Genomic DNA, 25,608 nt, shown 5'->3' on the forward strand with positions numbered 1-25,608 from the left:
TCTCCCCGCGTGCGGAAGGTCCGGACGACGCCTCACCTTGCGGGCGCAGCCAGCGCGAACATGGCGCCCTGCGGGTCCATGCACTGGATGATCCAGCTCCCGCCGGGCACTTCCATCGGTCCGTTGAGCACCTGGCCGCCGCCCGACCTGACGCGCTCGGCGGCGGCGTCGATCGCCTCCACGTTGAAATAGAACAGCCAGGCCGGCGCGGGCACCTGCTCCGGCATGTTCATCATGCCGCCGGTCTGCTGGCCGTCGACGGCGAACAGCTGGTAGGTGCCCATCGGCCCCATGTCCATCGCCTCGTCCTTGGTCCAGCCGAACTGACCGGAGTAGAAGTCGAGCGCCGCCTGCCAGTCGCTGGTGTAGAGCTCGTGCCAGCCGACGCGTCCGGGAGCCGTGGCGGGCAGCGTCGGCCCGCCATCGCCCTGCGGTGCGAACAGGAGGAACACGGCGCCCTGCGGATCGGCGACGACGGAGAAGCGGCCGACGCCTGCGATATCGGAGGGCTCGCGATGCACCGCGCCGCCGGCCTTGCGCACGCCCTCGGTCGCCCCGTCGACATTCGCGGCATGGATATAGCCGAGCCAGGCGGGCGGCTGGCCCATGGCGCGCGCCTCTTGCGGTATCTCCATGATCCCGCCGAGGCCGACCTCGCCGGTCTTCATGATCCTGTAGAGGAAGTCGGAGCCGGGAAAGGCTTCCGCAGTCCAGCCCACTACCTTGGTGTAGAAGGCTTCCGCCGCCTCCACATCGCTTGTCATCAGTTCGTACCAGACGAAATTCGAGGCCATGGTTCGCTCCCTTGTTGTCCGCGTCCGCCGCCCGCTGCTGTACCGGACGATGCGCCTGCCCACGGCAAACGGCAACCGACCGGCGCGAGCATGCTGACAGCGCGATGGCGACAGCGGCATGACTGGGGCGCATACGGTGCCAAACAGCATGCCGGCGGACGGATTTGGCCTTGTTTTCGTGGGAACCGAGGAATTTTTCGTCGTGGGAGAGCAGAAATTCGTGCCGGGAAGAACAGAAATTCGCGCCGGATAAGCGGAAAAGTGAGCTGGCTGCGGCGCCCGCCGGTTGCCAAACCGCAGCTCATTGACGATGGGGAGGGATGGACATGACGTTTCCGATGAAGGCAGGCCTGCGGCTGGCATTCGCCGCCGCCTGCTTCGCGCCTTCGCCCCTGGCGGCGCAGCAGGCCTGGCAGCCGGTGGAGAAGATCGAGGCCTACGCCATTACCGGCCAGAGCGGCATCGAGCTCTACGAATCGATCGGCGAGCGTGGGCCCAAGGCCGGCATCGGCCGCGCCGTCGCGGTCACCACCTTCAAGCTGACCTGGTCGCGCGACTACCGGCCGGAAGGCGGGGGCTGCCGTCTCGCCGCGGCAAAACCCAAGCTGACGATCGTCTACCACCTGCCGAAACCGGCCAAAAAACTGCCGCCGGCCACGCAGGCGCTGTGGGGCTACTTCATCGCCGGCATCGAGGCGCATGAGCGCGTGCATGGCGAATTCATCGTCGACATGGTCAGGAAGATCGAGGCGGTGTCGGTCGGCCTCACCGTGGCCGACGATCGCAAATGCACGAAGATCCGCGAGGAACTGACGAAGCACCTAGCGGCCCTGTCGCAGGAGCAGCGGACGCGCGGCCGCGACTTCGACAGGCAGGAGCTGCGCGACGGCGGCAATGTGCACCGGCTGGTGCTGAGGCTGGTGAACGGCGACCGCGCGATGCCGCCCGAAGCGATGCCCCTTCCGGGGGAGATGCCGCTGCCGGACGTGGCACCCTTGCCGGGCGTGGCGCCGTTGCCCGGCGTAGCGGTGCCGTAGCCGGCAACGATTGCGATCCCGGGCGGCCTCCGGCCGTCGGGCAACATTCGCCGGGAGGCCGCACGCCGGCGCCGCCGTCCCCAGCGTGTCCGGCGCTCGCGCTGCGGTGCTTACTTCGAAACGTAGACCGCGCAGGCGCCGGCGACCTTCAGCTTGTATTTCGTGCCGACGGAATTGCAGTCGGCGAGGGCGCGCCTTTCGGCTTCCTTCTGCGACGGCGCATTGAAGGCGCGCCCGCAGAAGAAGGCTTCGACGCTGTAGCTGAGCGGCGTCTGCGCATAGGCCGAGTGGCCGGGCGCCGCGATATAAGCCTCGTAGACCTGCTGGCAGGGTCCTTTCATTCCGACCGGAAACTGCACGGGATAGCGCTTCTTGCCGATCTTCCCGGCAAGTGACTCCGCCTGGACCGGACCGGCGACCAGAATAGAGGCGGCGAGAATAGCCAGCGCCGCCCGAAGGCACGATTTCATCATTGTCCCCAACCCCCGTTGGCAATTGTAGGAGAATTTCTAGCTGCAATTCCTGCTTGTGGCCAGTGGAGCAGATGGCGAATTCGATCTGTCCAGATCACGTGGGCCAAGGATATCCCGATGATCCCCGCCGTTTCCGCCGCCGTTAAGCTTGCGTATACGATGGCGTGACTTGGGCGCGCGAACACATGCCCGGGCTGGCCAGACCGCTTGAATTCCGGCACGGCTCGGTCATTCTCGACGCGCGAACGCCAGGCGCTCGCGGGGGAGGGGCATCGTCATGGCGTCGGAAATTCCGGTTCTCGTCGTCGGCGCGGGCCCGACCGGCCTGTCGCTGGCGATCATGCTGCGGCTCCACGGCGTGCCCGTGCGCATCGTCGACCGCAACGCCGCGCCGGCTGCCGTGTCGAAGGCGCTGGCCGTGTGGAGCGGCAGCCTCGAGGCGCTGCACGCCATGGGCGTGGTGGACAAATTTCTGGAACGCGGGGTGCGGCTGAAATCGCTGATCGCCGGCGACGGCAGGCGCCGGCTCGGTGCGATTTCGGTCGGCGACGGCATCGACAGCCCTTATCCCTATCCGCTGCTTCTGCCGCAGTCGCGCACCGAGCAGATCCTGACCGCACGGCTGGCCGAACTCGGTGCCACGGTGGAGCGCGGCGTCGAGCTGACTGGCCTCGACCAGGACGATGACGGCGTGAGCGCGGCCTTGAAACATGCCGATGGCAGCGAGGAGAGGGTGCGGACGAGATACCTCGTCGGTGCCGACGGAGCGCGCAGCGCCGTGCGCCACGGCGTCGGCATCGCGTTCGAGGGTTATACCGAGCCGCAGATGTTTCTGCTCGGCGACGTCAAGATCGACGGCGCCGACCTCGACCGGCGCAGCCTTTACATCTGGTGGCACGGCGGCAACACGGTGGCGCTGTTCCCGTTCGAGGATGGCATCTGGCGCATCTTCACCATGCGCGAGAACAGCGAGGACGCGTCGCCGCCGACGCTGGAGGAATTGCAGACGCTGATGGACCGGCATGGCCCGCCCGGCGCGCGCATCAGCGGCCCGACCTGGCTCTCCTCCTTCCGCACCAACGAGCGGCTGGCGGCAAGATTCCGGGTCGGCCGCGTGTTCCTGGCCGGCGACGCCGCTCACATCCACAGCCCGGCGGGCGGGCAAGGGATGAACACCGGTATCCAGGACGCCTTCAATCTGGGCTGGAAGCTGGGCCACGTTCTGCACGGCCGCGGCGATGCCGAGCTTCTGCTCGACAGTTATGAAGCGGAGCGCCGGCCGGTGGCGCGCGAGGTGATCCGCGGCTCGGCGCAGCGGCTGCACGTCGCCTTCGCCCCGGGCAAGGTCGCGACCTTCCTGCGCGACATCGCGGTGACGGTGGTGGGCAACCTGCCGGCGGTGCAGAAGATGCTGACGGTCGAGCTGTCGGAGACGACGATCGTCTACGAGGACGGCCCGCTGGTGGCGCTGGGCAACCCGCCGCGGCGGCCGAAGCGCACAGACGTCGGCACGCGCGCGCTCGACGCGACGTTCCTCGACGCCGCGAGCGGCGAGCCGCGCGCATTGTGGGGCGAATTTTCGCCGACCCGCCACACGCTGCTGCTGTTTTCGCAACCCGGCAAGCCGATCGGGCTCGGCGGCGTCCCGGAGGGCTTTTCCGATGCGATGAGGATTGTGGCGCTGGACGAGACGAGCGACCCGAAAGGCGAGGTGCGCGACCGCTACCACGTCTCGGCGCCGGGCTGGGTGCTGGTGCGGCCCGACCAGGTCGTCGCGGCGAGGGGGGCGGGGGAGGATTTTTCCGCGCTGGCGAGCTATCTGAATCGGGTGGTGGGGGAGGCGGGCTGAAGGTAGCATCCTGAAGGAAAAGACTCCCTGCATCGCGACCGCATCCTCATCTTCTCCTCCAATCCGGGCCGCGTCGCCGCAGAGATCGAGATCGATCTCATCCACATCAGCAATCGCTTCGACACGGCCTCTGAAAGCCCATGGACGATATCTGCCCGCGCATGACCAGCAGGAGCGGACCGTAAACCCGGTCCCGCTTCGATCGGCCTGTCGGTTTGACGGCGACTACCCCGCGACCAGCCGCCCCCCATTCATTCCCGGTTCACCAGGCTCTCTGTAGGACGGTCGCCGCGGGGCGATGAGGAGATTTGTTCATGGCACTGATCAAGGGCACCAATGGCGGCGAAGTCATTCGCGGCACGACCGCGAGCGACGAGATCTACGGTTTCGGCGGCAATGACAGGATCTACGGCTATGAGGGCCACGATCTTGTTTCCGGCGGGGCCGGCAACGACACGCTTTACGGCGGCTCCGGCGACGACGACATCTATGGCGACAGCGGCATCAATACGCTTTATGGCGGCTCCGGCGCGGACTGGTTCCGCTCGAGCGACCGCTCGACCGGCCTGAGCGACGATTTCATTGCCGATTTCGAGCTGGGCCAGGACCGCATCGACCTGCGCGAATGGGGCGTGTCCGATTTCAGCCAGGTGCAGGCGCTGCTCGGCAACACCTCGGACGGCGGCTCGCTCCTCAATGCCTACTACGGCGGCGTGAACCATGTCATCGAGATCGCCGACGTCACCCGCGGCGAGTTCGTCTCCGCCGATTTCGTCTTCGACGGTTCGACGCGGGGCCGTGACATCGCCGGCACGAATTCCGCCGACGTGCTGTTCGGCGGCCGCGGCCACGACCTGATCGACGGCAATGGCGGCAGCGACAAGCTTCTGGGCGGTCTCGGCGACGATGACATCTATGGCGAAAGCGGCAACGACCAGATCTGGGGCGGGGTCGGCAGCGACCTGATGTCGGGCGGCTCTGGAGACGACGTTTTCCGCTTCGTCAGCGTCTCCGAGATGACCAGTGCCTCGGGCCGCGACGTCATCGCCGATTTCCAGATCAACGACGGCGCCGGCTATGACGACCTGATCGATCTCTCGAAGCTCGACGCCGATTTGACGCGTGCCGGCAACCAGGCGTTCGACTTCATCGGCCGGGACAGCTTTGTCGCCAACAGCCCGGGCGAGCTACGCTATACGTATAATTCGGCCGGCGACACCGTCATTGTCGGCAACATCGACAACGATACATCAGCCGAGTTCCAGATCGTGCTGATCGGCCGCCACGTTCTCGATGTGAGCGACTTCATCGTCTGATCGGCCCCTGCCGGCATCCCGCGTCCTGAAAAACGAAGGCCCGCCTGGCGGGCGGGCCTTGCCGGATCGACCGCGGGCCGATCCCTCAGTGCGGCACCGGTGCCCCGTGGCCGGGCGGCCGAGCCGTCGGCGCCTCAACCTTGGCCGCCAGCTCCCGGCGCGAGATGTAGGTGTAGAACATCGGCACCACGAAAAGCGTGAACAGCGTGCCGACCAGGATGCCGGTGAAGATGACCAGGCCCATGGAGTAGCGCGCGGCTGCGCCGGCGCCCTGGGCGATGATCAGCGGCACCACGCCCAGCGCCATCGCCGCCGTCGTCATCAGGATCGGCCGCAGCCGCACCTTGGCCGAGGCGATGATCGCGTCATGCCGGCTCATCCCGTGCTCCTCGCGTTGCTGGTTGGCGAATTCCACCAGAAGGATGCCGTGCTTGGTGATCAGCCCGATCAGCGTGATCAGTCCGACCTGGGTGTAGATGTTGAGCGTGCCCAGCCCGAGATTGAGCGGCACGATCGCGCCGAAGATCGACAGCGGCACCGACATCATGATGATCAGCGGATCGCGGAAACTCTCGAACTGGGCGGCGAGCACCAGGTAGATGACGACCACCGCAAGCCCGAAGGCGATCATGATGGTGTTGCCCTGGTCGCGCTCCAGCCGCGACTGGTCGGCATAGTCGACGAAGAAACCTTCCGGCAGCAGCGGCCGGGCGATGTCCTCGATGGTCGCCAGCCCGTCGCCGGTGGTCACGCTGGGCACCGGCAGCGCCGATATGGTCGCCGAGTTCAACTGGTTGAACTGCTCGATCGACGCCGGCGACGAGTTCACCGCGATGTTCACCACCGCCGACAGCGGCACCATGTCGCCGCTGATGCTGCGTACATAATACTTGCCGAGCGATTCCGGATTGTGCCGGTAATTGTCCGGCACCTGCATGATGATGTCGTAGCTGTTGGAGTCGCGGTCGAACTGCGCGATCTTGCCGCCGCCGACCAGCAGGCCGAGCGTCGAGGCGATGTCGCTGATCGGCAGGTTGAGCGCCGCGGCGCGGTCGCGGTCGATCGTCACCGTCACTTCGGGCGCGTCGAAGCTGAGCGAGTTCTGCACGACGATGAAGCGGCCGGAGGCCTGCGCCTGGTTCTTGATCTCCTCGGCGACCTGGAACACCTGGTCGGGCGAGCCGGTCGACTGGATGACCATCGAGATCGGCAGGCCGCCGCCGGCGCCCGGCAGCGAAGGCGGCGCGAACACCAGCGCTTCGACGCCGGCCACGTGCGACAGCCGCGCCTGGATGTCGGCCTGCAGCTCCTTCTGCGAGCGGCCGCGCTCCGCCCAGTCCTTGAACGCCCACACCGAGAAGCCGGAATTGGTGGCCCCGCCGATGCCGACGATGGAGAAAGTCGCCCTGAGTTCGGGGATGTCCTTGGTCAGCTCGTAGATCTGCTGGGCGTAGCGCGCCGTGTAGTCCGACGTCGCGTAGCGCGGAGCGGTCATCAGCGAGAACAGCGCGCCGGAATCCTCTTCCGGCGCCAACTCGCTGGAAGTCTTGGTAAACATGTAGCCGGTCACCGCGACCAGCGCGACGACCACCATGAGCGTCACCGGCCGGTAGTTCAGCGAGCCGGAGACGAGGCGTTCGTAGCCGTTGGCGAGACGGTCGAAGGTGCGGTCGACGAACTGCTGGAAGCGGCTGTGACCACCGGCCTTGAGGATGCGCGCCGACATCATCGGCGTGACGGTGAGCGCCACGATGCCGGAGATGACGACCGCGCCCGCCAGGGTGAGGGCGAACTCGCGGAACAGCGCCCCGGTGAGGCCGCCGGTAAACATCAGCGGCGCGAACACGGCGGCCAGCGTGATGGTCATCGCCACGACCGGCCCGGATATCTCCTTCATGCCGACGAAGGCCGCCTGCATCGGCGACAGGCCTTCCTCGATGTGGCGGTGCACGTTCTCCAGCACCACGATGGCGTCGTCGACCACCAGGCCGATGGCCAGCACCATGGCCAGCAGTGACAGCAGATTGATCGAATAGCCGACGGCGAAGAGCAGGAAGCAGACGCCGATCAGCGACAGCGGGATGGTGACCACCGGCATCAGCACCGAGCGGAACGAGCCTAGGAACAGGAGGATGACCACCACGACGATGGCGACCGCCTCGGCGATGGTGGTGAAGACCTCGCGGATGGATGCGCTGATCGTCTCGGTGGCGTCGTAGACCATGGTGATGGTCATGCCTTCGGGCAGGCTCGCCTGGAGCGCCGGCAGTTCATTTATGACCGCGCCAGCCGTGTCGAGCGGGTTGGCGGCGGGCGTCGGGAAGATGCCGATGAAGGTGCCCGGCTGGCCGTTGAAGCGCACGATCGTATCGGTGCTTTCGGCGGCGAGCTCGACATTGGCGACCTCGCGCAGGCGCACCACGCTGCCGTCGGCCGACTTGAGCGGCAGCGCGCCGAAGGCCTCGGGGGTCTGTAGCGTCGACTTCATGGTGATGGCGTAGGCGACGTATTCGTTCTTGGTCTTGCCCGGCGCGGCCAGGAAGTTCGACGAGTTGATCGCCGCGAGCACGTCCGAGGCGGCGAGGCCGCGCGCCGCCAGCCGCACCGGATCGATCCACACGCGCATCGAATAGTTGGCGGCGCCCAGCACCTGCACCTCGGCCACGCCCTCGATGGTGGAGACGCGCGGCCGGATGACGCGCTCGATATATTCGGTGAGCTGCTCCGACGTCATGTTGGGGTTCTGCATCGCCAGATACATGATGGCGAACTGCTGGCCCGTGCCCTTGACGATGGTCGGATCCTCGGCGTCCTGCGGCAGGTCGCCGGTCACCTGCTGAACCTTCGACAGCACTTCCGTCAGCGCCACGTCCGGATTCGAGCCGAGCTTCATGTGCACCGTCACCACGCTTGCGGACGGGCTGCTCTGCGAGGTCACGTAGTCGATGTTCTCGGTGGTCGAGACCGCCCTGGCGATCGGCGCGGTGATGAAACCCTGGATCAGGTCCGGGCTGGCGCCGGCATAGGCCGTCGTGACGGTGATGACCGTCTCCTCGACCTCCGGATATTCCCGGACGGAGAGGTTGAACATGCCCTGGAAGCCGAGCAGCAGGATCATCAGGGCCAGCACCGTCGACAGGACGGGCCGGCGGATGAAGACGTCGGAGATACTCATTTCGAGGCCGCCTTGAGCTCGGGCGTGACGCTGTTGTCGATCTTGACCGGCGCGCCGTTGGAGAGCCGGTTCTGTCCGGCGGTCACGACGACGTCGCCGCCCGACAGGCCGGATAGAATCTCCACAACCCCGTCGGAGCGCCGTCCGGTCTTGACGAAGACCTGGCGGGCGACCAGCGCCGGCTCCGCGGCCTGCTGGGCCGCCGGCACGGCGCCGGTGGTCTCTCCGGCCTGGCTGGTCTGCGGGGCTTCAGGCGCCGCCGGCGCCGGTTCATCCTTCTTCTCGGCCGGCTCGACCACATAGGCGTAGTCGCCGTAGAGGCTGGTCACCACCGCCGTCTGCACGACGGCGATCACGTCCGATTCCGTCGGAAGCTCGACGCGCACCTGCACGAACTGGCCGGGCGTGAGCTGCCCGCCCGGATTGGAGACTTCGGCGCGGACCGACACCAGCCGCGTCGCGGGGTCGACCTTGGGATCGATGCCGGTCACCGCGCCGGAGAAGCGCCAGTCGTCCTCGGTGGTGCGCAGCCGCACCGACTGGCCGATCTCGAGATGGCCGAGCTGCTGCTCGGGGACGGTGAAGTCGACCCGCATCGTCTCCAGATCCTGCAGCGTCGCCACGATCGTGCCCGGCGTCAGGTACTGGCCGTCATTGATCCGCGGGATGCCCATGGTCCCGGCGAACGGCGCGCGCAGCTGCTTCTGGTCGAGCACCGCCTGCAGCTTGGCGACCTGCGCCGTCGACGCGGCCGCGGCCGCCCGCGCCGAATCGACGTTCACGTCGGTGCCGACGCCGCGCTTCTGCAGCTCCAGCGCGCGTTGCAGCGTCACCTGGTCGAGGTTCGCCTGCGCCTTGGTGGCCTCCAGATCGGCGCGCTCGACGCCGTCGTCGAGCTGCACCAGCACCTGGTTGGCGTCGACGCGCTGGTTCGCCTTGAAAGGGATCTCCGTGACGATGCCGGAAGTTTCCACGGTGAGATCGACGCCGTTGACGGCATTGACCGTGCCGAGCGCCTCGATGCCGGGTGTCCAGGTGATCGGCTTCACCTCCTCCGTCGAGACGGCCAGCGCCGGCCGCGGCATGTTGGCGAAGAACTGCTCGATCGCCCGGTCGCGGAAGATGTTGAAGCCGACGATCCCGCCGCAGACGAGCACGAGAAGGGCGAACGCGAAGATGAAGCGCTTGATCATGAGGTTGCCGGTTTGGAAGTTGTCCGTTGTCGGCGGGCGGATCGGGTCCGTCTTGAGCCCGTGATGCGCTCCGCTTGCAATGTGCGAGCTGTTTACTGTACCGTCTGGACGGTAATGTCAACCGCCATCCCCTTGGGGAAAGCCGGAGAATGCCGATGGGGGCCGTAAGGAAGCTACCGCCGACCGCGCTGCCGCGGCCGAGCGCGCGCGCCAGGATATTGTCGGCAGCGGCCGACCTGGCGCGCGACGTCGGCCCGGCGAATCTGTCGCTCGACGCCGTGGCGGCGCGCGCCGGCGTGTCCAAGGGCGGCCTGCTCTATCATTTCCCGGCCAAGCTCGACCTGCTCGAGGCGCTGGTCGGCGACCACCTGGAAACCTTCGACCGCGACCTGGAGACGCAGCAGGCCCTGCTCGGCGCGGGGCCGGCGGCGGCGCTGCACGCCTATCTCGACGTTTCGCTGGCGGATTGCCGCAAACAGACGCCGCCGCCGGCGGGCGTGCTTGCCGCGATCGTCCAGCACCCGGAAATGCTGAAGCCGATAAAGCACTTCAAGCGCCAGATCCTGGACCGGCTCAAGGCCGACACCGGCCACGACGCCACGACGCTGGTGGCGTTCCTGGTGATGGAGGGCCTGCGCAGCATGAAGCTGTTCGACGCCGACGTGCTGTCGGACGAGGAGACGGCTACGGCGATGGAAGCACTGCGCGCGATGATCGGACGCATCGAGGAAGCCGGCGGGGTTTGATCCAGAAACCGGCCCGCCGGCTTTGGCTGCCAGGCCGGTCGGAGCCCGAGCGCTGGCACGAGGGCCTCTCGAAGAGATACGGAAGATCGATCCCCATCCAGGTCTGGACGCATCGTTGCGGCAACCTTCGCTTTCCGCGTCAGGCTGCTCATACTATCGTGAAGGCCTTGGGATGGAGGTTCGGTAGCATGGCGAAGCTTGTCTTCGGAATGAACCAGTCGCTGGACGGATACGTCGACCACCTGGAAATGCGGACGGGTCCAGCGCTCTTTCGCCACTGGATAGAGCACGTGAGCGGCCTGACCGGCAGCGTGTACGGTCGCCGCATGTACGACACCATGCGTTATTGGGACGAAGACCGTCCTGAGTGGAGTGCGGAGCAACACGAATTCGCGGCGGCCTGGCGACGGCAACCGAAATGGGTCGTGTCGCGCTCGTTGAAGTCGGTCGGTCCCAACGCCACGCTTGTGCAGGATGACGTCGAGGCGGTGGTCCGTGGCCTGAAGGCTCGGCTCGTCGGGGAGATTGCGGTTTCCGGACCAGACCTGGCACGAAGCCTGACCGACCTTGGTCTTATCGATGAGTATCGACTCTACTTCCACCCCAACGTGCTTGGTCGCGGCAAGCCATTCTTCGCCGGCCCACGGCCGCCGCTCCGCCTCGTTTCCACCGATCGCGTTGGCGAGGACACGGTCAGGCTGACATACGTCCCTGCTTGATCGCGCGGCGGTCCGACGGACGGCGCCAGCCCTGAACTCCCGGGCATCTGCCGGCCTCCAACTTGTCTCTAGGTGCAAAGGCGGCTTCGAGTCCTGAACGGGTGATCGTTCCGACCGTCCGCCAATCCGAAGTCGTCTTGGACTGTCATTTTGGGCTGACTTACATTGCCTATTTGCTATATAATCTGTGCATTATATAATGGTTCCGCCATGAACGCCCTCGACCAGTCCTTCGCCGCCCTCGCCGATCCCACCCGCCGTGCCATCATCGCGCGGCTGGCGGAGGGCGAGGCGACGGTACAGGACCTCGCCCGCCCGTTTTCCATCAGCCAGCCCGCGATCAGCCGCCACCTGAAGGTGCTGGAAGAAGCGGGGCTGATCGAAACCCGCATCAAAGGCACCGCCCGCCCCCGCCGCCTGAAACCGGACGCCGTCGAAGCGCTCTGGGACTGGCTTGGCCAATACCGCGCACTTTGGGAGACGCAGTTCCAAAAGCTGGATGCGGTCCTCGACGGGCTGTCGGACGAAGCCGGCCAAGCCCCTTCCGGGAACCCTGAAAGGAGTACATCATGAGCATGACCCCGGATATTACCCAACTGCAGCTCGCACTGGACGGCGAAACCGACATCATCGTCCGGCGCGACTTCAGCATCCGCCCGTCCGTGTGTGGCGCGCGCTGACCGAGCCTGATCTGATCCGCCGGTGGATGGCCTCGCGCGATACGATGACGCGCTGCGAGGTGGACCTGCGTCCGGGCGGCTCGTTTCTTTATGAATGGCCCGAGTTCTTTTTCTCGGGGCCGATCCTGGTGGTCGATGCCCCGCACCGCATGGTTCATGTCGAGCATTTCAACGGCGACACCTCTTCGGGCCCAACGGTCACGACCGATCTGGTCGCGCGTGCAACCGGGACCCGCATGACCATGACGATGCGCTACGCCGATGCCGAGGCGCGGGCCGCCGCGATCGAGTTGGGCTTTACCGACGGCCTGGACGAGGTCTTTGGCAGGCTCGAGGCACTGACGATCGCCGAATGACGGGCGTTTCGTAACAGGGCCGGCAAGTCCCTTTCCTCGGGACTGCCCCGCATCGCGCCGCAGCGCCGCGCCGCCAGAGTATGCTCGGAGCAGCCTTTTGCGCTCGGCTCGGGTCAGGAGAGTGGTTTTTAACTGCGGGAATACGCCCGTCCTTCGCCCAGCGCGCGGAGGAGGAAAGTCGGCCGGAATCGGTCTCGATTTTGTATGAGCGGCAAATGGTGGACCGCGAACGATGAAACGGAGAACTACGTCTACGCTATAGCCCTCCAAAAGTAAGGCACGGACGGTCAGCTATTGCATGGCAAGACTGCCAAACCGGACGAGCGTGACCACGTTCTGCTTCTCGGCATGAACAGTGATCCGAAGGCAAGATGCGACGACGGGCAGCGGCGATCTTGCGGCATGCCTGAACTCGGTGGAAGCAAGCGGGGCTCCATCGGGGCGCCGCATACTCCCGATCAATCAGGCTGCCGCAGCGCTATTGAGCTTCGGATGACGGCGTCTATGAACGTGTCCATCGTTGCTTCACCCATATCCACGGCCTTGGCACCTTCGCCATGGATAACCCTCACGTCGGTGATGCCGAGGACGTTGAGAATGGCCTTGAGGTATCGCGGGGCAAAATTGAGGTGGTCGATGGGCGAGGCCTCGCCATAGATGCCGCCGGACGCCAGCACCACGGTGGCGTTCTTGCCGATCAGCAGCCCCTTGCCGTCGAAGCCAAGCGTTACGCCTTTGCGCACGATGTGATCGATCCAGGCTTTGAGGCTGGCCGGGATACTGTAGTTGTAGACCGGCGTGGCGATGACAAGCTCGTCCGCTGCCAGCAATTCGGCAACCAGCGCGTCCGAGAGACGCAGTTGCTCGGCCATGTCTGCGGTATGGGCATGCGGTGGCGTGAAATAGGCCGACAACCACGGCATGGTCACGTGCGGCAGCGCATCCGCGGCCAGGTCGCGCCGCACGACTGCGCCATCCGGATGCACCTCGAGCCAATTGGCGACAAGGCGTTTGGTCAGCTGACGGGAAATCGAAGCCTCGCCGCGCGCGCTGGTTTCGACAACGAGAAGCTTGGGCATGGCGTCCTCAAGGTTTTGGGCTGAACAGCCGTGACTGATACGGACGATAAATAGGGCTTTCCATCCAGCGGCGGGAGCGATAATAAAGTGATCATCTCTATCGTCCAATATGATGGATTATGATCGGCAGTCTCAGCCTCGACCAGTTGCGCATCCTGGTGACCATTGCTGATGCCGGCAGTTTTTCGGCGGCCGGGCGGCAATTGCGCCGCGCGCAATCGGCAATCAGCCAGTCGGTGGCGACATTGGAAGCCGCCCAGGGCGTCCAGCTCTTTGACCGCAGCACCCATCGCCCCCGCCTGACTGAGACGGGCCGGGTTCTGGTCGATCAGGCCCGGCTGGTGCTTTCGAGCGCGGCACGCTTCGAGGCCGTCGCGACCGGGGCGCGAGGCGGGGTCGAGCCCGAGCTTGCCCTGGCCATAGATCCGCTGGTGCCCACCGCCCCGCTCATCGAAAGCTTGCGCGCGCTGCACCAGGCCTATCCGCATCTTGCCGTCAGCTTCTCGACCGAGGGCCTGGGCGGGGCGCTGCGTCGTTTACGCAGCGGCGACGTCGCACTGGCCTTTTGCCTGCTGCTGCCCGTGGTGCCCGAGGACGTCGTGGCTTCGCCACTGCTGCGCGTGGCGCTGACGCCCGTGGTCAGCGCCGAACACCCATTGGCAGCGCTTGGTCGTCAGGCAACCCGCGACGACCTGGAGCGCCATATCCAGCTGGTCCTGTCCGATCCCGTCGATCGGGAAGCGAACAATTACGGCCTGGCCAGCGCCACGCGGTGGCGCTTTGTCGACCTCGGCCGCAGACTGGATTTCCTGCTGGCCGGCTTCGGCTGGTGCCGGATGCCGGAGCATCTGATTGCCGATCATCTCGCAGCCGGGGATCTGGTTCGGCTCGAGCTGGCCGAAGATGCCCGTGACCCGGCAGACGCCCTGACCATCTACGCCGCCCGCATGGCGGACCATGAACCTGGCCCGGCCGGCCGATGGCTCCTTAACGATTTGCAGGTCCGGCTGTCGCTCTGATCCGGTCAAACACTTGTCGACAGTATCGCCTAAACTCTGAGAAATACCGGAAGAGCCGCGATGAACGCGGTCAAAGTCGGCTCTTCGGTGTTAGTCGCACTGTCGCCAACGTCCGCAATGAGGGTCGAAACCTGCCCGCAGCGCTAAACGGCTAGCCTGGGGCGGATTCCCGAACGGCAGCTTAGGAGGCGGAATCGCGGAATAGCCGCTGTTCAGCAAATCCGAACAGCAACGTCTTCGCAATCTCTCGCGCATTCGAGGCAAGCGCCTCATCCGGCAGTTCGCCGGCGGTCCAGAACGACAGAACCCCACGAAAGGCAAAGGCGAGCTGTTCCGGCAAACAGCGCAGCGCCTTCTGCCTGCCCGCCGCGATCAAGCCATCGCCGGCTCCCAGAGCCAGCGACCATAAGGTCGTGGAGTGCGTCAGGACCTTTCCGGGGGACGGACCGGCCGTGCCGATCCACCCCATCACGGCTCGGTTTATCTCCGGCTCCTCCAGCATCACCTCGACCGCCGTGTCGATCGCCAACAGCACCCTGCCGGCGGCATCGGCAGGCGGAGACATCTCGGCAAAGCGCTTGGCCATCGTATCGATCCGCCGCCCCGAAAGGGCATGCATGATCGCAGCCTTGCTCCCGAACTGATTGAACGGCGTCGCGAAACTGACCCCGGCTTCGGTGGCAAGGTCGCGCATCGAGAAATCGGCCTTGCCCCGGCGGAGCAGTCGCTCCGCTGCGTCCATCACGCGTTGGCGGAGCGGCTCCCCCCTCGCGGCGGTCGGATCTGCCTGGATCTTGTTTCGTGTCATGCCCCTATCTATATCATGATATAGTTTTAATCATAGCCCGGAGTTGTACCATGGCTTCCACTCCCAAAACATTCCTCGTCACCGGCGTCAGTTCCGGCCTCGGGCGAGCATTTGCCTCAGGCGCGCTTGAAGCGGGCCACCATGTGATCGGCACCGTGCGGCGGGAGGGCGACGCCGAGACCTTCGCCGCGCTCGCTCCCGATCGCGCTCACCCGGTCACACTGGACGTGGCCGATTTCGAGGCGATCCCGGCGGCTATCGCTGAAGCCGAACGGCAGGGCGGTCCGATCGACGTGCTGGTGAATAATGCGGGTTATGGCCATGAGGGCGTGCTGGAGGAATCGTCGATGGACGATCTTCAGCGCCAGTTCGCCGTCAACGTCTTCGGACCCGTCGCGATGATCAAGGCGGTGCTGCCAGGCATGCGCGAGCGGCGGCGGGGCCATATCGTCAACGTCACGTCCATGGGCGGCTTCATCACCATGCCCGGGATCACCTTCTATTGCGGAAGCAAATTCGCGCTCGAAGGCATCTCCGAAGCGCTCGGCAAGGAAGTGGCGAGCTTTGGAATTCGGGTGACGGCGCTCGCTCCCGGCCAATTCCGCACGGACTGGGCCGGACGCTCGATGGATCGCACACCGCGCAGCATTGCCGACTATGACGCGGTCATGGATCCGATCCGCGCCGCACGACAGGCCAAGAGCGGCAACCAACCAGGCGATCCAGCCAAGGCTGCACAGGCGTTGCTCGCGCTGGTCGATGCCGAGAATCCGCCGGTGCGACTGTTCCTGGGCGATGATGCACTTGGACTTGTCGAGCAGAAACTCGACGGGATGCGGGCCGAAATCGGCGCGTGGGAGGAGCTTTCGCGTTCAACTAGCTTCGCATGACGAGCGCTTGAATCTACAGCAGCTTATGAAGGCGCTCCGCGCGTCTTCATAGGTCCGCTATGAGGTCGGAAGCTGCCGTCGCGGCTCTCGGCTCTCAAGATATATCGGGCTGTAGCGTAGAACCGGCGGCTTACTATCTCAGCCGGCGGATGCGGTGATCGGCGGCAATATCGCACCATAGAGGGCAATCGGCGGTGTTTGGCGGAGAGGAAGGGATTCGAACCCTCGAGAAGCTTTTGACCTCTACGCCCTTAGCAGGGGCGCGCCTTCGACCACTCGGCCACCTCTCCGTGCCGCCCACGTAGCCCGAGCGCCATGGAGTATCAAGACGTTTTCTTAAAAAGCGTGGTGAACGACCGCCGCTCGATTCGCGGGCGTTCGGACTCGTATGAGGGCGGCCCGCAGCCCGGTGGCGGCTTTATGGTTAACCGTCGGTGTCGGGGCCCGGGAAAAACGTGTCATTTACGCCACACCCTTTGGCGAACAACCATGGATAGCAGTACAGTGGCGCAAACGCGATTGAACAGGCGAGTTCGATCGGTAATGTCGCTCGCGGGGAAGGGGCGAGCGATCGTAACTTTTCGTTTGGGGGATGGGCAGGGAAGCTGTCCTTCAGCAAAGAAAAAAACCCGGAACCGTTTTTTAAACTTCTTTGACTGGAGGTCAGAAAATGAACATCAAGAGCCTTCTTCTCGGCTCGGCTGCGGCCCTCGTCGCAGTGTCCGGCGCCAAGGCGGCCGACGCCGTCGTCGTCGCCGAGCCGGAGCCGATGGAATATGTGCGCGTCTGCGACGTGTACGGCACCGGCTTCTTCTACATGCCCGGCACCGAGACCTGCCTGAAGGTCAGCGGCTACGTCCGCGTCGACCTGCGTGGCGGCGACTTCTTCGCGTTCCCCAGCAACGATTCCAGCGGCGATAACTTCGAGGAAACCTACAACAACCGCGTTCGTTTCCAGCTGCGCGTCGATGCCCGTTCGGAGACCGAGCTCGGCACGCTGCGTTCCTACGCGGCCATCAACTTCAACTACCAGGCTTCCGGCGACGGCTTCGAGAACACCTACGATAACGAGGACGGCATGGGCATCGAGCATGCCTATATCGAGCTCGGCGGCTTCCGCATCGGTAAGACGGACTCCTACTTCTCGACCTTCACCGACTATTCGTCGGGCGTGCTGAACGACGGTATCGTTCCCTACGGCCCGTTCGCGACGCTGCAGATCGCCTACACCTACACCGGCGAGAACGGCTTCTCGGCCGGTATCGCGCTGGAGCAGGGCGACGAGGACGAGGCGGTCAACTATACTGCCTTCGAGGCCGACGGCGTTACTCCTATCCCCCTGGGCAACGGTGTCGGCGCCGGCATCACGGAAGACTATGCTCCGTATGTGGTCGGCGGCGTGTCGCTGACCCAGGGCTGGGGCAAGGTCGGCATCGTCGCCGGCTATGACAGCTGGGAAGACGAAGTCGCAGTCAAGGGTCGCCTCGACGTCAACATCACCGAGACCGCCTCGGTCTTCGTGATGGGCGCCTGGGATTCCGGTGGCGACGAAATCGAACTCAATGGCGCTGGCACCGTTGTCACCGACAATGGGAGCAACTTCTACGCTCCTTGGGGTGGCGACTGGGCCATCTGGGGCGGCACGGCGATCAAGTTCAACGAAAAGGCGACCTTCAACGCCGAAGTTGGCTATGACGACTTCGAGAACTTCTCGATTGCCGCGAACATCGCCTACGAGCTGGTTCCGGGCTTCACCATCACGCCGGAAGTCGTCTATGCCGACAATTTCAGCGACAATATCGTGAACGTCGCCGACGAGGCTTGGGGCGTGAACGTGCGCTTCCAGCGCAACTTCTGATCCGCCGAAAACGGTCGGATATCGAAACCCGGCGGGCGACCGCCGGGTTTTTTGTTGCGTGCAATCTCAAGTTTCCAGGTCCGGCGAGATACCTGCGGGTAGTTGGGATTCGTCGGCGGCGCCAACCGGTGGGATTGGTTGTCTCGACATGTCGCAACCGGTTGACGAAAAGGGCGATCTCCATTCGGGCTTCTCGCGAGAAGCGTTTCCGGAAAAGTGCTGCGGAGCCGGCCATGACCTCGCGCAACACCCTATCAGCCTCCTCTTTGAACCAGGTTTGATCCGCACCGGGGCCACCGTGTCGTTTGTGCAACGCAACCCGGAATAGTGGTTCGCTTTCTGCAGTGCGAAGCGTTTGGAGATTGAACCGCTCGGTTCGATGAGTAAGGTCGCGGGCGAGAGAAGGGGGTGCGAGCAATCGCACACGATCGGGGGACGGGGTGGGGAAAACGCCCGTCAGCAATGAAGGGCACCCGTACTTAAACTTACTGGAGACCAAGAATGAACGTGAAAACCCTACTTCTCGGCTCGGCCGCGGCGCTTGTCGCCGTATCCGGCGCCCGCGCGGCCGATGCCGTCGTCGTCGCCGAGCCGGAGCCCATGGAATACGTGCGCGTCTGCGACGTGTACGGCACCGGCTTCTTCTACATGCCGGGCACCGAGACCTGCCTGAAGATCAGCGGCTATGTTCGTGTCGACATTCGCGGCGGCGACGCGTTCGAGCGTATCTCGAACGCCGGCGAAGAGACCTACCACAACCGCGTACGCAGCCAGCTGCGCGTGGACGCCCGCTCGGAGACAGAGCTCGGCACGCTGCGTTCCTATGCCCAGATCAACTTCCAGTACCAGAGCGATTCGGCTACCTTTGACGCCGATGGTCGCCGCCTGACCAACTACGACAACAACGACGACCTGTTCATCGAGTTCGCCTACATCGAACTCGGCGGCTTCCGAATCGGCAAGAACGACTCCTACTTCTCGACCTTCACCGACTACTCGTCGGGCGTGCTGAACGACGGTATCGTTCCCTACGGTCCGTTCTCCACGCTGCAGATCGCCTACACCTACACCGGCGCGAACGGCTTCTCGGCCGGTATCGCTCTGGAGCAGGGCGACGAGGACGAGTATGACGGCGGGATCACCGAGGACTACGCTCCGTATGTCGTCGGCGGCGTGTCGCTGACTCAGGGCTGGGGCAAGGTCGGCCTCGTCGCCGGCTGGGATACCTGGCAGGAAGAGGTGGCGGTCAAAGGCCGGCTCGACGTCAACATCACCGACACCGCCTCGGTCTTCGTGATGGGCGCCTGGGATTCCGGCGGCGACGAGTTCAACAGCATTGACGACCAGGGCACCAACTTCTACGCCCCGTGGGGCGGCAAGTGGGCGATCTGGGGCGGCACGGCCGTCAAGTTCAACGAAAAGGCGACCTTCAACGCCGAAGTCGGCTATGACGACTTCGAGAACTTCTCGGTTGCTGCGAACGTCGCCTATGACCTCGTTCCTGGCTTCACCATCACGCCGGAAGTTGTCTATGTCGACAATTTCGACCTGGATGACTCCGATGCCTGGGGCGTGAACGTCCGCTTCCAGCGCACGTTCTAAGCCGCCAGCAATGGCATGACGAAGAAACCCGGCGGGCGACCGCCGGGTTTTCTTTTTCCAGTGCGGGGTGGCGTTGCGACTCTCTGCGCCGCGGGAACGGAAGCCGCCTTGCCGAGTCCGAGAATCAGCCCTCCGAATCGGCGCGCGCAAAAAAATCGGCGATGCGCTCCGGCAACCCGGCGGTTTCGAGCATCGGCGGATGGCCTTGGCCGGCGACGGTGATCGCTTCCGCCCCCGGGTGCCGGCGGCGCATTTCCTCGACCGCCCCGGCAGCGAGCAGCTTCGAGCGTTCGCCGCGAATCGTCAGCAGCGGAATGCCGCGCAGTTCGTCGAATTGCGGCCACATCGTCGGCAAGGGCTTTGTGAGGTCGAACAGCGCCAGCGTCCGCAGCAGCGCCGGATCGAAATCGGCGACGGGCCTGCCATCCTCCTCACGATAGAGGGCCCGGACCAGGCGCGACCAGTCGGCATCGCCGAGCGCCGGAAAATCGGCGCCGTGGATGGCGCGCTGCGCGCGCTCGTCGTCCGCGAAGCTCGCAGCCGGCTCTGCGTTCTGGAGATAGGAGACGATGTGGGCGAGCCCGCCGGCCTCTATCGCCGGTCCGACATCGTTGAGGACGACCGCCTTCAACGCCGTCAGCCGCATCGCCGCGATCACATGGATGATCAGCCCGCCGCGCGACGTGCCGATGAAGGCGGCCTCGGCGATGCCGAGTGCGTCCAGGCCGGCAAGCACGTCCTCCGCCTCGCGGGCGACGTTGTAGTTCTTCCATTCGGGATCGTAGGCGGACGCACCGCGGCCGCGATAGTCGAAGACGACGACCTTGCGCGGCGTTTGCGGATGACTGGAAAGAAAAAGCGCGAGCTCGTGGAAATCGCGGGCGTTGCGCGTCAGGCCGGGCAGGCAGACCGCCGGCAGGCTGCCGCGCCGGTCCTCGCCATAGATGCGGGCGTGCAGCCGCAGCCCGTCCTTGGCTGCGTAGAAGAAGTCGGTGAACCCGTCATCGCCGGCCATGTCGCCTCCCGAGCCTATCGTAGCGGTGGAGACTAGCTTCCGCATGAGGGGCTTGCCAACCGAATCGGTCCGCGAAAAGCGTCAGCGGCCGTTCACCAGATCGCCTTCGATGTCGAAGGCGCCGGTCAGTTGCATCTTGTAGACGACATAATTCTCCATCACCCGCTGCACATAGCTGCGGGTTTCGGCGAAGGGGATGCGCTCTATCCAGTCGACCACGGCCGCGACATCCTTGCCGCGCGGGTCGCCGTAGCGCGCCATCCAGTCGCGCGCGCGGCGCGGTCCGGCATTGTAGCCGGCGAAGGTGAGCACATAGGAGCCGTCGAAGCGGCCGAGCTGGTCGCCGAGGAAGGTGGCGCCGAGCGTGGCGTTGTAGCCGGGATCGGTGGTGAGCTTCTGCGCCGAGAAGGCGAGGCCGGCCTTCCTGGCGACGTCGCGCGCCGTGTCCGGCATGAGCTGCAGCAGCCCGCGCGCGCCGGCGGTCGACACGGCGCCGACGTTGAACTCGCTCTCCTGGCGGGCGATCGCATAGGCCAGCGCCTTGCCCGACCCGGAAATGTCGGCGGAGGAGGGGATGGCGCCGAGCGGATGCGACAGCGCGCCGATGTCGAGGCCGCGCGCCGCCGCGGCCTTGGCGATCCGCAGCGCCAGGAAATGGTCGCCGCGATTCTCCGCCATAGTGGTCAGCAGTGCCAGCTCGCCGGGGCTGGTGAGCTGGGCGGCGAGGTCGCGATAGAGCCGGTCGGCCAGATCCGGATAGCCGGCGGCTTCCAGCCGCTTGATCGCGGCGACGGCTTCCCGCCCGGCGAAGCCGCGGCGGTCGGCCGGGCTCGGCGCCGGATAGGCGACGTTGATGGTCTTCAGCCCAAGCTTCTGCGCGGCGAGCTGGCCGTAGAAGGTGGTGCCGAACGTGGCGGCGCGCTGAAAATAGTCCCTGGCGCTGCCCGGCGCGCCGGCTTCCGCCGCGCGGCCGAGCCAGTAGCTGGCGCGCGAGCGCGAGATCGGTCCTTCCGCCACCTCGGCGATGCGGGCGAAATGTGCCGCCGCCGCCTTGGCGTCGCCCAGCCCGCGCAGGGCATACCAGCCAGCATGAAATTCGGCGTCGGCCTGGTTGACCGGGCTTTCGGCCGCATGCGCGGCTGCGATGCGGTAGGCGGCCTTGGCGTCGCCCGCGTCGAGCAGCTCGCGCGACAGCACCCGCCGCTCGATCCACCAGGCGTCGGGATCGACGAGCGCGATGCGATCCTTCGGTGCCTTGAGCATGACCGCCGCTGCCTCGGAAAACTTGCCGGCGCGGCGCTGTTGTTTTGCCTTGGCGAACAGATAGCCGGCCGAGCGCTGCGCCGCCGGCACGCTGTCGAGCACCTTTGCGGCCGAACGGTCGTTGCGGATCACCGCGGCCCAGGCCTTGAACAGCGGCTCGGCGCCGGCGAGCTTTGCGACCCGCTCCGCCGAACCGACGCGGTCGGAATAGAGCATGCGCTCCATGCGGAAGCGATGGTCCTCGGCCGGGATGATCGCTCCGAATTCTTTCAGGATGGCGGCCTCGTCGGTCGCTTCCAGCTTTTCGGTGCGCCAGACCGGCGAGAGCACGAAACGCGCCGCCCCGGGATTGCCGAGCGCCACATGCGCACGGGCGAGCAGGATGGCGCCCTGCGTCGTCCGCGGCGGCGTGCCGGCGAAGGCCTTCACGACCGCCTCGGGAGCCGGCGCCTCGCGCAGGAAGGCGCGTTCGCTGCTCCGCCGGAAGGATTCCATTCCGGGCCAGCCGGGCAGCGCCGCGACCGCCGCCGCAATCTCGCCGCTCGGCACCTGGGCGCCGCCCTTGAGCACGATCGCCCAGGCGAGGATGTGGCGGTCGAGCGCGGCGGCCGGCAGGTTGTCGCGAAAGGCGCGCGCGCCGGCGACGTCACCGGCCGTCAGAGCGTCGAGCCCGGCCTTGAGCCGTGGGCTGATGCTGGCGCGCAGCCGGTCGGTCTTGCCCGCTGCCGCGGCAATGCCGGCGGTCGTCTGTCCGTCGACCTGGGCGGCGACGTCTGCGGCCGGCACCACCGAGATGACGGCGGCCAGCAGTGCATGGCGACGCCAATGGCCAAAAATGCTCATTCGGCTTCCCTGTCCTTGCCTTTGCCAAACAGGAGCGGGTTCCGGCATCCTAGTCGTCGGCGATGAAGGGGACGTAAATGAAAGGTTAGCGGGACCGTTCGGTTTGCATCGACCGCTTCCTTGCCGTGCCACCGTGTCAAGACTATGGTGCGCGGCTCCGCTTTCGGCTAGAAGGCGGCGCAACCGAAGAAGGGCCGGCCGGGCCGGCCGAAGGGGAGTTGAACCGGATATGCTGAGAGGCTCGTTGACCGCGCTCGTGACGCCGTTCGAGAGGAACGGGGCGCTGGCCGAGAAAGCTTTTCGCGATCTGGTCGAGTGGCAGATCGCCGAGGGGACGAACGGCCTGGTGCCGGTCGGCACCACCGGTGAGTCGCCGACGCTTTCGCATGAGGAGCACCGCCAGGTGGTGCGGGCCTGCGTCGAGGTGGCGCGCGGCCGCGTGCCGGTGGTCGCCGGGGCGGGGTCGAACAACACGGCGGAAGCCGTGGGCCTCGCGCAATATGCCGAGAAGGTCGGCGCCGACGCCGTTCTCGTGGTCACGCCCTACTACAACAAGCCGACGCAGCGCGGGCTCTACGAGCATTTCGCCGCGGTGGCGAAGGCGACGAGCCTGCCGATCGTCATCTACAACATCCCGCCGCGTTCGGTGATCGACATGACGCCCGAGACGATGGGGAGGCTGGCGCACGACTTCAAAAACATCGTCGGCGTCAAGGACGCCACCGGCAAGGTCGAGCGTGTCTCCGAGCAGCGCATGACCTGCGGCAAGGAATTCATCCAGCTTTCCGGCGAGGACGCGTCGGCGCTCGGCTTCAACGCTCATGGTGGCGTCGGCTGCATCTCGGTGACGTCGAACGTGGCGCCGCGGCTCTGCGCGGAATTCCAGGCGGCGACGCTCGCCAACGACAAGGAGAAGGCGCTTGCCCTGCAGGACCGGCTGATGCCGCTGCACAAGGCGATCTTCCTGGAGCCGGGAGTCGCCGGCGCCAAATACGCGCTGTCGCGGCTGGGCAAGGCGGAGAACACCGTGCGCTCGCCGCTGACCACGGTTGAGGAGGGGACGGCCGAGAAGATCGAGGCGGCGATGAAGCATGCCGGCCTGATCAACTAGCGCGGCCGCCTTCGAGGCTCGCCCGTTCGGCTTGGCGCCGGCTTCTTCGCCGCCGTGGGGGCGGTCGGTGCCTGCAACGCCGACTTTCGACACCGTCTGTCCCGGGCGGACGCAATGCCTCGCCAAGCCAGGCGGAATCCGCGGCGATCGGCGATGCCGGGGCATTCCTTCCCTCGTTCTGAGGTGCGAGCCCGCAAGACGCTGGAAACGAAGGGCAGTTCTTCAGCGGGCGAGCCGCGAAGGACGCACCTGCAAGAAAGCATCGGCAGGACGCACCATATAGAAGGCATCGACGACAGAAGGCGTCCCCAAACCAAGCAGAACGCGAATGAACCAGGTCAAGAAATCCGATCCCAACAACCGGGTCGCCGCCGAGAACCGCAAGGCGCGCTTCTCCTACGAGATCCTCGACACCGTCGAGGCCGGCCTCGTGCTGACCGGCACCGAGGTGAAGTCGCTGCGCCAGGGGCAGGCGAACATCCAGGAATCCTACGCCACCAACGAGGGCGGCGAGATCTGGCTGATCAACTCCTACGTGCCGGAATATCTGCAGGCCAACCGCTTCAACCACGAGCCGAGGCGGCGGCGCAAGCTCCTGCTCAACAAGCGCGAGATGGCGCGGCTGACCCAGAGCACCGAGCGCGAGGGCATGACCATGGTGCCGCTCAAGATCTACTTCAACGACAAGGGGCGTGCGAAGCTGCTGCTCGGCGTCGCCCGCGGCAAGAAGCTGCACGACAAGCGCGAGACCGAGAAGCAGCGCGACTGGGCCCGCGAGAAGGGGCGGCTGCTGAAGGAACGGGGTTAGGGTTAAAGCCGCCGGGGACCACGCCCTGTCTCTGGTGGCAAGGGGGGAAGATGCGATTTGTCTGGATAATTGCCTTGCTTCTGCTGGGCTCCTTGCAAAGCTGGGCGGAAGAGACCCCAGCCGAGTTCAAGCGTCGGCTCCAGCAACATGTCGATGGCGTCTGCTATGCGCACATCGTCAGGCAGGCGGCGAACAGGGCCGATCAGAAGGGTATAATCATTCAGTTCCGGATCGGCTCGGACGGATCGCTCCAGAACGTGTCGGTAAGCAGCGGTTCGATCTCGAAGGAGTTGCGGGTCCATATCGGCCGTGCCTTCGAGCAGCTGCCGAAGCTGAAGAGCGTTCCTGGCTGGGCGGTGCATGGCATGTACAGAGTGCCGCTCATTCTCGGAGGATAGAGCCCCTCGCCATCGCCGGCTTCGTCATGACCATTCTGCCGAAATACGGCATCTGCCGTATTTCGCATGCCTCCGCATCCAGCATATGAATGGGTCGGATCGCGCGACGGCGCTGCTCGATCCGGCACCGGCTGAAGCTTGGGGCGGTGCTTGCCGCGCTGCGTGGGCCCACAGCACCTTGGGGGAGGGACGTGGCCACCACGCAGCGGCGGTCGTGTTGTCTGGCACTGCGATCGCCGCCGCTTGCAGTGTCGGACAACCAAGAACGGCCGCGCCGGCATCCTGCGCCCTACGCGAGTGAGGCCCGCAATCCTTCGTCGGAGTTCGCGCTCCGAGTTGTTCGCGTAGATGGAACCCGTCGTCCGGCCACCGGGCGGCGGGTTTCCCTTTGCCGTCACGGACAGGTTCGCGGATCGGCTTCGATCGGGCGCATCGTCCCGTCCAGATGTCACGGCAGCGAGTTCAGGTTAACGTATTGAGATTTTGATTTCCTGCCGCGGTTTGCCGTGATTCATGACTGGTCACATCCTTTGGAGTGATTGGTCATGCATGAACAGACTGGCGCGGTGTACCGGC

The 25,608-nt window shown here is 65.5% G+C and carries 22 protein-coding genes and 1 tRNA gene; 14 read left to right on the forward strand and 9 right to left on the reverse strand.

Annotated elements, in window-relative coordinates:
* Positions 1-32: 32 nt before the first annotated feature.
* Positions 33-794 (reverse strand): VOC family protein, encoded by a 762-nt coding sequence (locus C7I84_RS25100; RefSeq protein ID WP_106774959.1) that lies wholly within the window; start codon positions 792-794, stop codon positions 33-35.
* Positions 795-1,120: 326 nt separating this feature from the next.
* On the opposite strand from C7I84_RS25100, the gene C7I84_RS25105 reads away from it, so the two are divergent.
* The gene (locus C7I84_RS25105) at positions 1,121-1,831 is read left to right on the forward strand and encodes a DUF922 domain-containing Zn-dependent protease (protein WP_245428604.1); all 711 of its coding nucleotides are present in this window, start codon (positions 1,121-1,123) and stop codon (positions 1,829-1,831) included.
* Positions 1,832-1,941: 110 nt separating this feature from the next.
* On the opposite strand, the gene C7I84_RS25110 is transcribed toward C7I84_RS25105, so the two are convergent.
* Positions 1,942-2,301, reverse strand: coding sequence for a hypothetical protein (locus C7I84_RS25110; protein WP_106774960.1), 360 nt, complete (start codon positions 2,299-2,301; stop codon positions 1,942-1,944).
* A gap of 280 nt (positions 2,302-2,581) precedes the next feature.
* Here C7I84_RS25110 and C7I84_RS25115 point away from each other — a divergent pair, with 280 nt between their 5' ends.
* Together C7I84_RS25115 and C7I84_RS25125 are read left to right on the forward strand one after the other, a co-directional pair.
* On the forward strand, positions 2,582-4,153 hold the full coding sequence (locus C7I84_RS25115) for an FAD-dependent monooxygenase (RefSeq protein ID WP_106774961.1): 1,572 nt from the start codon (positions 2,582-2,584) through the stop codon (positions 4,151-4,153).
* Positions 4,154-4,467: 314 nt separating this feature from the next.
* A complete protein-coding gene (locus C7I84_RS25125; RefSeq protein WP_106774962.1) occupies positions 4,468-5,469 on the forward strand; it encodes a M10 family metallopeptidase C-terminal domain-containing protein in 1,002 nt (333 codons plus the stop codon).
* Positions 5,470-5,554: 85 nt separating this feature from the next.
* Here the strand turns inward: C7I84_RS25125 and C7I84_RS25130 are convergent, their stop codons facing one another.
* Together C7I84_RS25130 and C7I84_RS25135 are read right to left on the reverse strand one after the other, a co-directional pair.
* Positions 5,555-8,644 (reverse strand): efflux RND transporter permease subunit, encoded by a 3,090-nt coding sequence (locus C7I84_RS25130; RefSeq protein ID WP_106774963.1) that lies wholly within the window; start codon positions 8,642-8,644, stop codon positions 5,555-5,557.
* Complete coding sequence (locus C7I84_RS25135) at positions 8,641-9,837, reverse strand: efflux RND transporter periplasmic adaptor subunit (RefSeq protein WP_106774964.1); 1,197 nt, start codon at positions 9,835-9,837, stop codon at positions 8,641-8,643. The genes C7I84_RS25130 and C7I84_RS25135 overlap by 4 nt, the downstream gene beginning before the upstream one ends.
* Positions 9,838-9,992: 155 nt before the next feature.
* On the opposite strand from C7I84_RS25135, the gene C7I84_RS25140 reads away from it, so the two are divergent.
* The 4 genes from C7I84_RS25140 to C7I84_RS25155 all read left to right on the forward strand — a co-directional run bounded on the left by C7I84_RS25140 (position 9,993) and on the right by C7I84_RS25155 (position 12,338).
* Positions 9,993-10,583, forward strand: coding sequence for a TetR/AcrR family transcriptional regulator (locus C7I84_RS25140; protein WP_106774965.1), 591 nt, complete (start codon positions 9,993-9,995; stop codon positions 10,581-10,583).
* A 188-nt stretch (positions 10,584-10,771) separates the two neighbouring features.
* Positions 10,772-11,302 carry a dihydrofolate reductase family protein gene (locus C7I84_RS25145; protein ID WP_106774966.1) on the forward strand — a complete coding sequence of 177 codons (531 nt, stop codon included), beginning with the start codon at positions 10,772-10,774 and terminating at the stop codon, positions 11,300-11,302.
* 210 nt (positions 11,303-11,512) lie between these two features.
* Positions 11,513-11,875: an ArsR/SmtB family transcription factor gene (locus tag C7I84_RS25150; RefSeq protein ID WP_106774967.1), complete on the forward strand. Its 363-nt coding sequence runs from the start codon at positions 11,513-11,515 to the stop codon at positions 11,873-11,875.
* 91 nt (positions 11,876-11,966) lie between these two features.
* The gene (locus C7I84_RS25155; RefSeq protein ID WP_165816208.1) at positions 11,967-12,338 is read left to right on the forward strand and encodes an SRPBCC family protein; all 372 of its coding nucleotides are present in this window, start codon (positions 11,967-11,969) and stop codon (positions 12,336-12,338) included.
* A gap of 458 nt (positions 12,339-12,796) precedes the next feature.
* Here the strand turns inward: C7I84_RS25155 and C7I84_RS25160 are convergent, their stop codons facing one another.
* Positions 12,797-13,417 (reverse strand): FMN-dependent NADH-azoreductase, encoded by a 621-nt coding sequence (locus C7I84_RS25160; protein ID WP_106774969.1) that lies wholly within the window; start codon positions 13,415-13,417, stop codon positions 12,797-12,799.
* A gap of 119 nt (positions 13,418-13,536) precedes the next feature.
* Between C7I84_RS25160 and C7I84_RS25165 the strand changes: the two genes are divergently transcribed.
* Positions 13,537-14,436, forward strand: coding sequence for a LysR family transcriptional regulator (locus C7I84_RS25165; protein WP_106774970.1), 900 nt, complete (start codon positions 13,537-13,539; stop codon positions 14,434-14,436).
* Positions 14,437-14,617: 181 nt separating this feature from the next.
* Here C7I84_RS25165 and C7I84_RS25170 read toward each other — a convergent pair whose 3' ends face one another.
* Positions 14,618-15,244: a TetR/AcrR family transcriptional regulator gene (locus C7I84_RS25170; RefSeq protein ID WP_106774971.1), complete on the reverse strand. Its 627-nt coding sequence runs from the start codon at positions 15,242-15,244 to the stop codon at positions 14,618-14,620.
* Positions 15,245-15,294: 50 nt separating this feature from the next.
* Between C7I84_RS25170 and C7I84_RS25175 the strand changes: the two genes are divergently transcribed.
* Positions 15,295-16,134, forward strand: a complete 840-nt coding sequence (locus C7I84_RS25175; RefSeq protein WP_106774972.1) for an oxidoreductase — start codon at positions 15,295-15,297, stop codon at positions 16,132-16,134.
* A 199-nt stretch (positions 16,135-16,333) separates the two neighbouring features.
* On the opposite strand, the gene C7I84_RS25180 is transcribed toward C7I84_RS25175, so the two are convergent.
* Positions 16,334-16,424 (reverse strand) — tRNA-Ser (locus tag C7I84_RS25180).
* A gap of 380 nt (positions 16,425-16,804) precedes the next feature.
* Between C7I84_RS25180 and C7I84_RS25185 the strand changes: the two genes are divergently transcribed.
* Together C7I84_RS25185 and C7I84_RS25190 are read left to right on the forward strand one after the other, a co-directional pair.
* Positions 16,805-17,992 (forward strand): porin, encoded by a 1,188-nt coding sequence (locus C7I84_RS25185; RefSeq protein ID WP_106774973.1) that lies wholly within the window; start codon positions 16,805-16,807, stop codon positions 17,990-17,992.
* Positions 17,993-18,493: 501 nt separating this feature from the next.
* Entirely contained in the window at positions 18,494-19,594 is a 1,101-nt protein-coding gene (locus C7I84_RS25190; protein WP_106774974.1) for a porin, read from the forward strand.
* Between the two features lie 124 nt (positions 19,595-19,718).
* Here C7I84_RS25190 and C7I84_RS25195 read toward each other — a convergent pair whose 3' ends face one another.
* Positions 19,719-20,609 carry an alpha/beta fold hydrolase gene (locus C7I84_RS25195; protein WP_106774975.1) on the reverse strand — a complete coding sequence of 297 codons (891 nt, stop codon included), beginning with the start codon at positions 20,607-20,609 and terminating at the stop codon, positions 19,719-19,721.
* An 81-nt stretch (positions 20,610-20,690) separates the two neighbouring features.
* Positions 20,691-22,715, reverse strand: a complete 2,025-nt coding sequence (locus C7I84_RS25200; RefSeq protein WP_106774976.1) for a lytic transglycosylase domain-containing protein — start codon at positions 22,713-22,715, stop codon at positions 20,691-20,693.
* A gap of 229 nt (positions 22,716-22,944) precedes the next feature.
* On the opposite strand from C7I84_RS25200, the gene dapA reads away from it, so the two are divergent.
* From dapA to C7I84_RS25215, 3 genes are all read left to right on the forward strand, one after another.
* Positions 22,945-23,826 carry a 4-hydroxy-tetrahydrodipicolinate synthase gene (gene dapA, locus C7I84_RS25205; RefSeq protein ID WP_106774977.1) on the forward strand — a complete coding sequence of 294 codons (882 nt, stop codon included), beginning with the start codon at positions 22,945-22,947 and terminating at the stop codon, positions 23,824-23,826.
* 328 nt (positions 23,827-24,154) lie between these two features.
* On the forward strand, positions 24,155-24,634 hold the full coding sequence (gene smpB, locus C7I84_RS25210) for an SsrA-binding protein SmpB (protein WP_106774978.1): 480 nt from the start codon (positions 24,155-24,157) through the stop codon (positions 24,632-24,634).
* A gap of 74 nt (positions 24,635-24,708) precedes the next feature.
* Positions 24,709-25,032 (forward strand): hypothetical protein, encoded by a 324-nt coding sequence (locus tag C7I84_RS25215; RefSeq protein WP_133170156.1) that lies wholly within the window; start codon positions 24,709-24,711, stop codon positions 25,030-25,032.
* The last annotated feature ends 576 nt before the right edge of the window (positions 25,033-25,608 follow it).

The sequence above is a fragment of the Kumtagia ephedrae genome (assembly GCF_003012745.1).
GTDB classification, from domain to species: domain Bacteria; phylum Pseudomonadota; class Alphaproteobacteria; order Rhizobiales; family Rhizobiaceae; genus Kumtagia; species Kumtagia ephedrae.

Bases quoted from the DNA above. Each gene is read 5' to 3' on its own strand.
- C7I84_RS25145 (WP_106774966.1), top strand. From the start codon at position 10,772: ATGGCGAAGCTTGTCTTCGGAATGAACCAGTCGCTGGACGGATACGTC.
- C7I84_RS25105 (WP_245428604.1), top strand. From the start codon at position 1,121: ATGACGTTTCCGATGAAGGCAGGCCTGCGGCTGGCATTCGCCGCCGCC.
- smpB (WP_106774978.1), top strand. From the start codon at position 24,155: ATGAACCAGGTCAAGAAATCCGATCCCAACAACCGGGTCGCCGCCGAG.
- C7I84_RS25100 (WP_106774959.1), bottom strand. From the start codon at position 794: ATGGCCTCGAATTTCGTCTGGTACGAACTGATGACAAGCGATGTGGAG.
- C7I84_RS25135 (WP_106774964.1), bottom strand. From the start codon at position 9,837: ATGATCAAGCGCTTCATCTTCGCGTTCGCCCTTCTCGTGCTCGTCTGC.
- C7I84_RS25200 (WP_106774976.1), bottom strand. From the start codon at position 22,715: ATGAGCATTTTTGGCCATTGGCGTCGCCATGCACTGCTGGCCGCCGTC.
- C7I84_RS25140 (WP_106774965.1), top strand. From the start codon at position 9,993: ATGGGGGCCGTAAGGAAGCTACCGCCGACCGCGCTGCCGCGGCCGAGC.
- C7I84_RS25160 (WP_106774969.1), bottom strand. From the start codon at position 13,417: ATGCCCAAGCTTCTCGTTGTCGAAACCAGCGCGCGCGGCGAGGCTTCG.
- C7I84_RS25125 (WP_106774962.1), top strand. From the start codon at position 4,468: ATGGCACTGATCAAGGGCACCAATGGCGGCGAAGTCATTCGCGGCACG.
- C7I84_RS25185 (WP_106774973.1), top strand. From the start codon at position 16,805: ATGAACATCAAGAGCCTTCTTCTCGGCTCGGCTGCGGCCCTCGTCGCA.
- C7I84_RS25195 (WP_106774975.1), bottom strand. From the start codon at position 20,609: ATGGCCGGCGATGACGGGTTCACCGACTTCTTCTACGCAGCCAAGGAC.
- dapA (WP_106774977.1), top strand. From the start codon at position 22,945: ATGCTGAGAGGCTCGTTGACCGCGCTCGTGACGCCGTTCGAGAGGAAC.
- C7I84_RS25190 (WP_106774974.1), top strand. From the start codon at position 18,494: ATGAACGTGAAAACCCTACTTCTCGGCTCGGCCGCGGCGCTTGTCGCC.
- C7I84_RS25110 (WP_106774960.1), bottom strand. From the start codon at position 2,301: ATGAAATCGTGCCTTCGGGCGGCGCTGGCTATTCTCGCCGCCTCTATT.
- C7I84_RS25170 (WP_106774971.1), bottom strand. From the start codon at position 15,244: ATGACACGAAACAAGATCCAGGCAGATCCGACCGCCGCGAGGGGGGAG.
- C7I84_RS25115 (WP_106774961.1), top strand. From the start codon at position 2,582: ATGGCGTCGGAAATTCCGGTTCTCGTCGTCGGCGCGGGCCCGACCGGC.
- C7I84_RS25165 (WP_106774970.1), top strand. From the start codon at position 13,537: ATGATCGGCAGTCTCAGCCTCGACCAGTTGCGCATCCTGGTGACCATT.
- C7I84_RS25130 (WP_106774963.1), bottom strand. From the start codon at position 8,644: ATGAGTATCTCCGACGTCTTCATCCGCCGGCCCGTCCTGTCGACGGTG.
- C7I84_RS25175 (WP_106774972.1), top strand. From the start codon at position 15,295: ATGGCTTCCACTCCCAAAACATTCCTCGTCACCGGCGTCAGTTCCGGC.
- C7I84_RS25150 (WP_106774967.1), top strand. From the start codon at position 11,513: ATGAACGCCCTCGACCAGTCCTTCGCCGCCCTCGCCGATCCCACCCGC.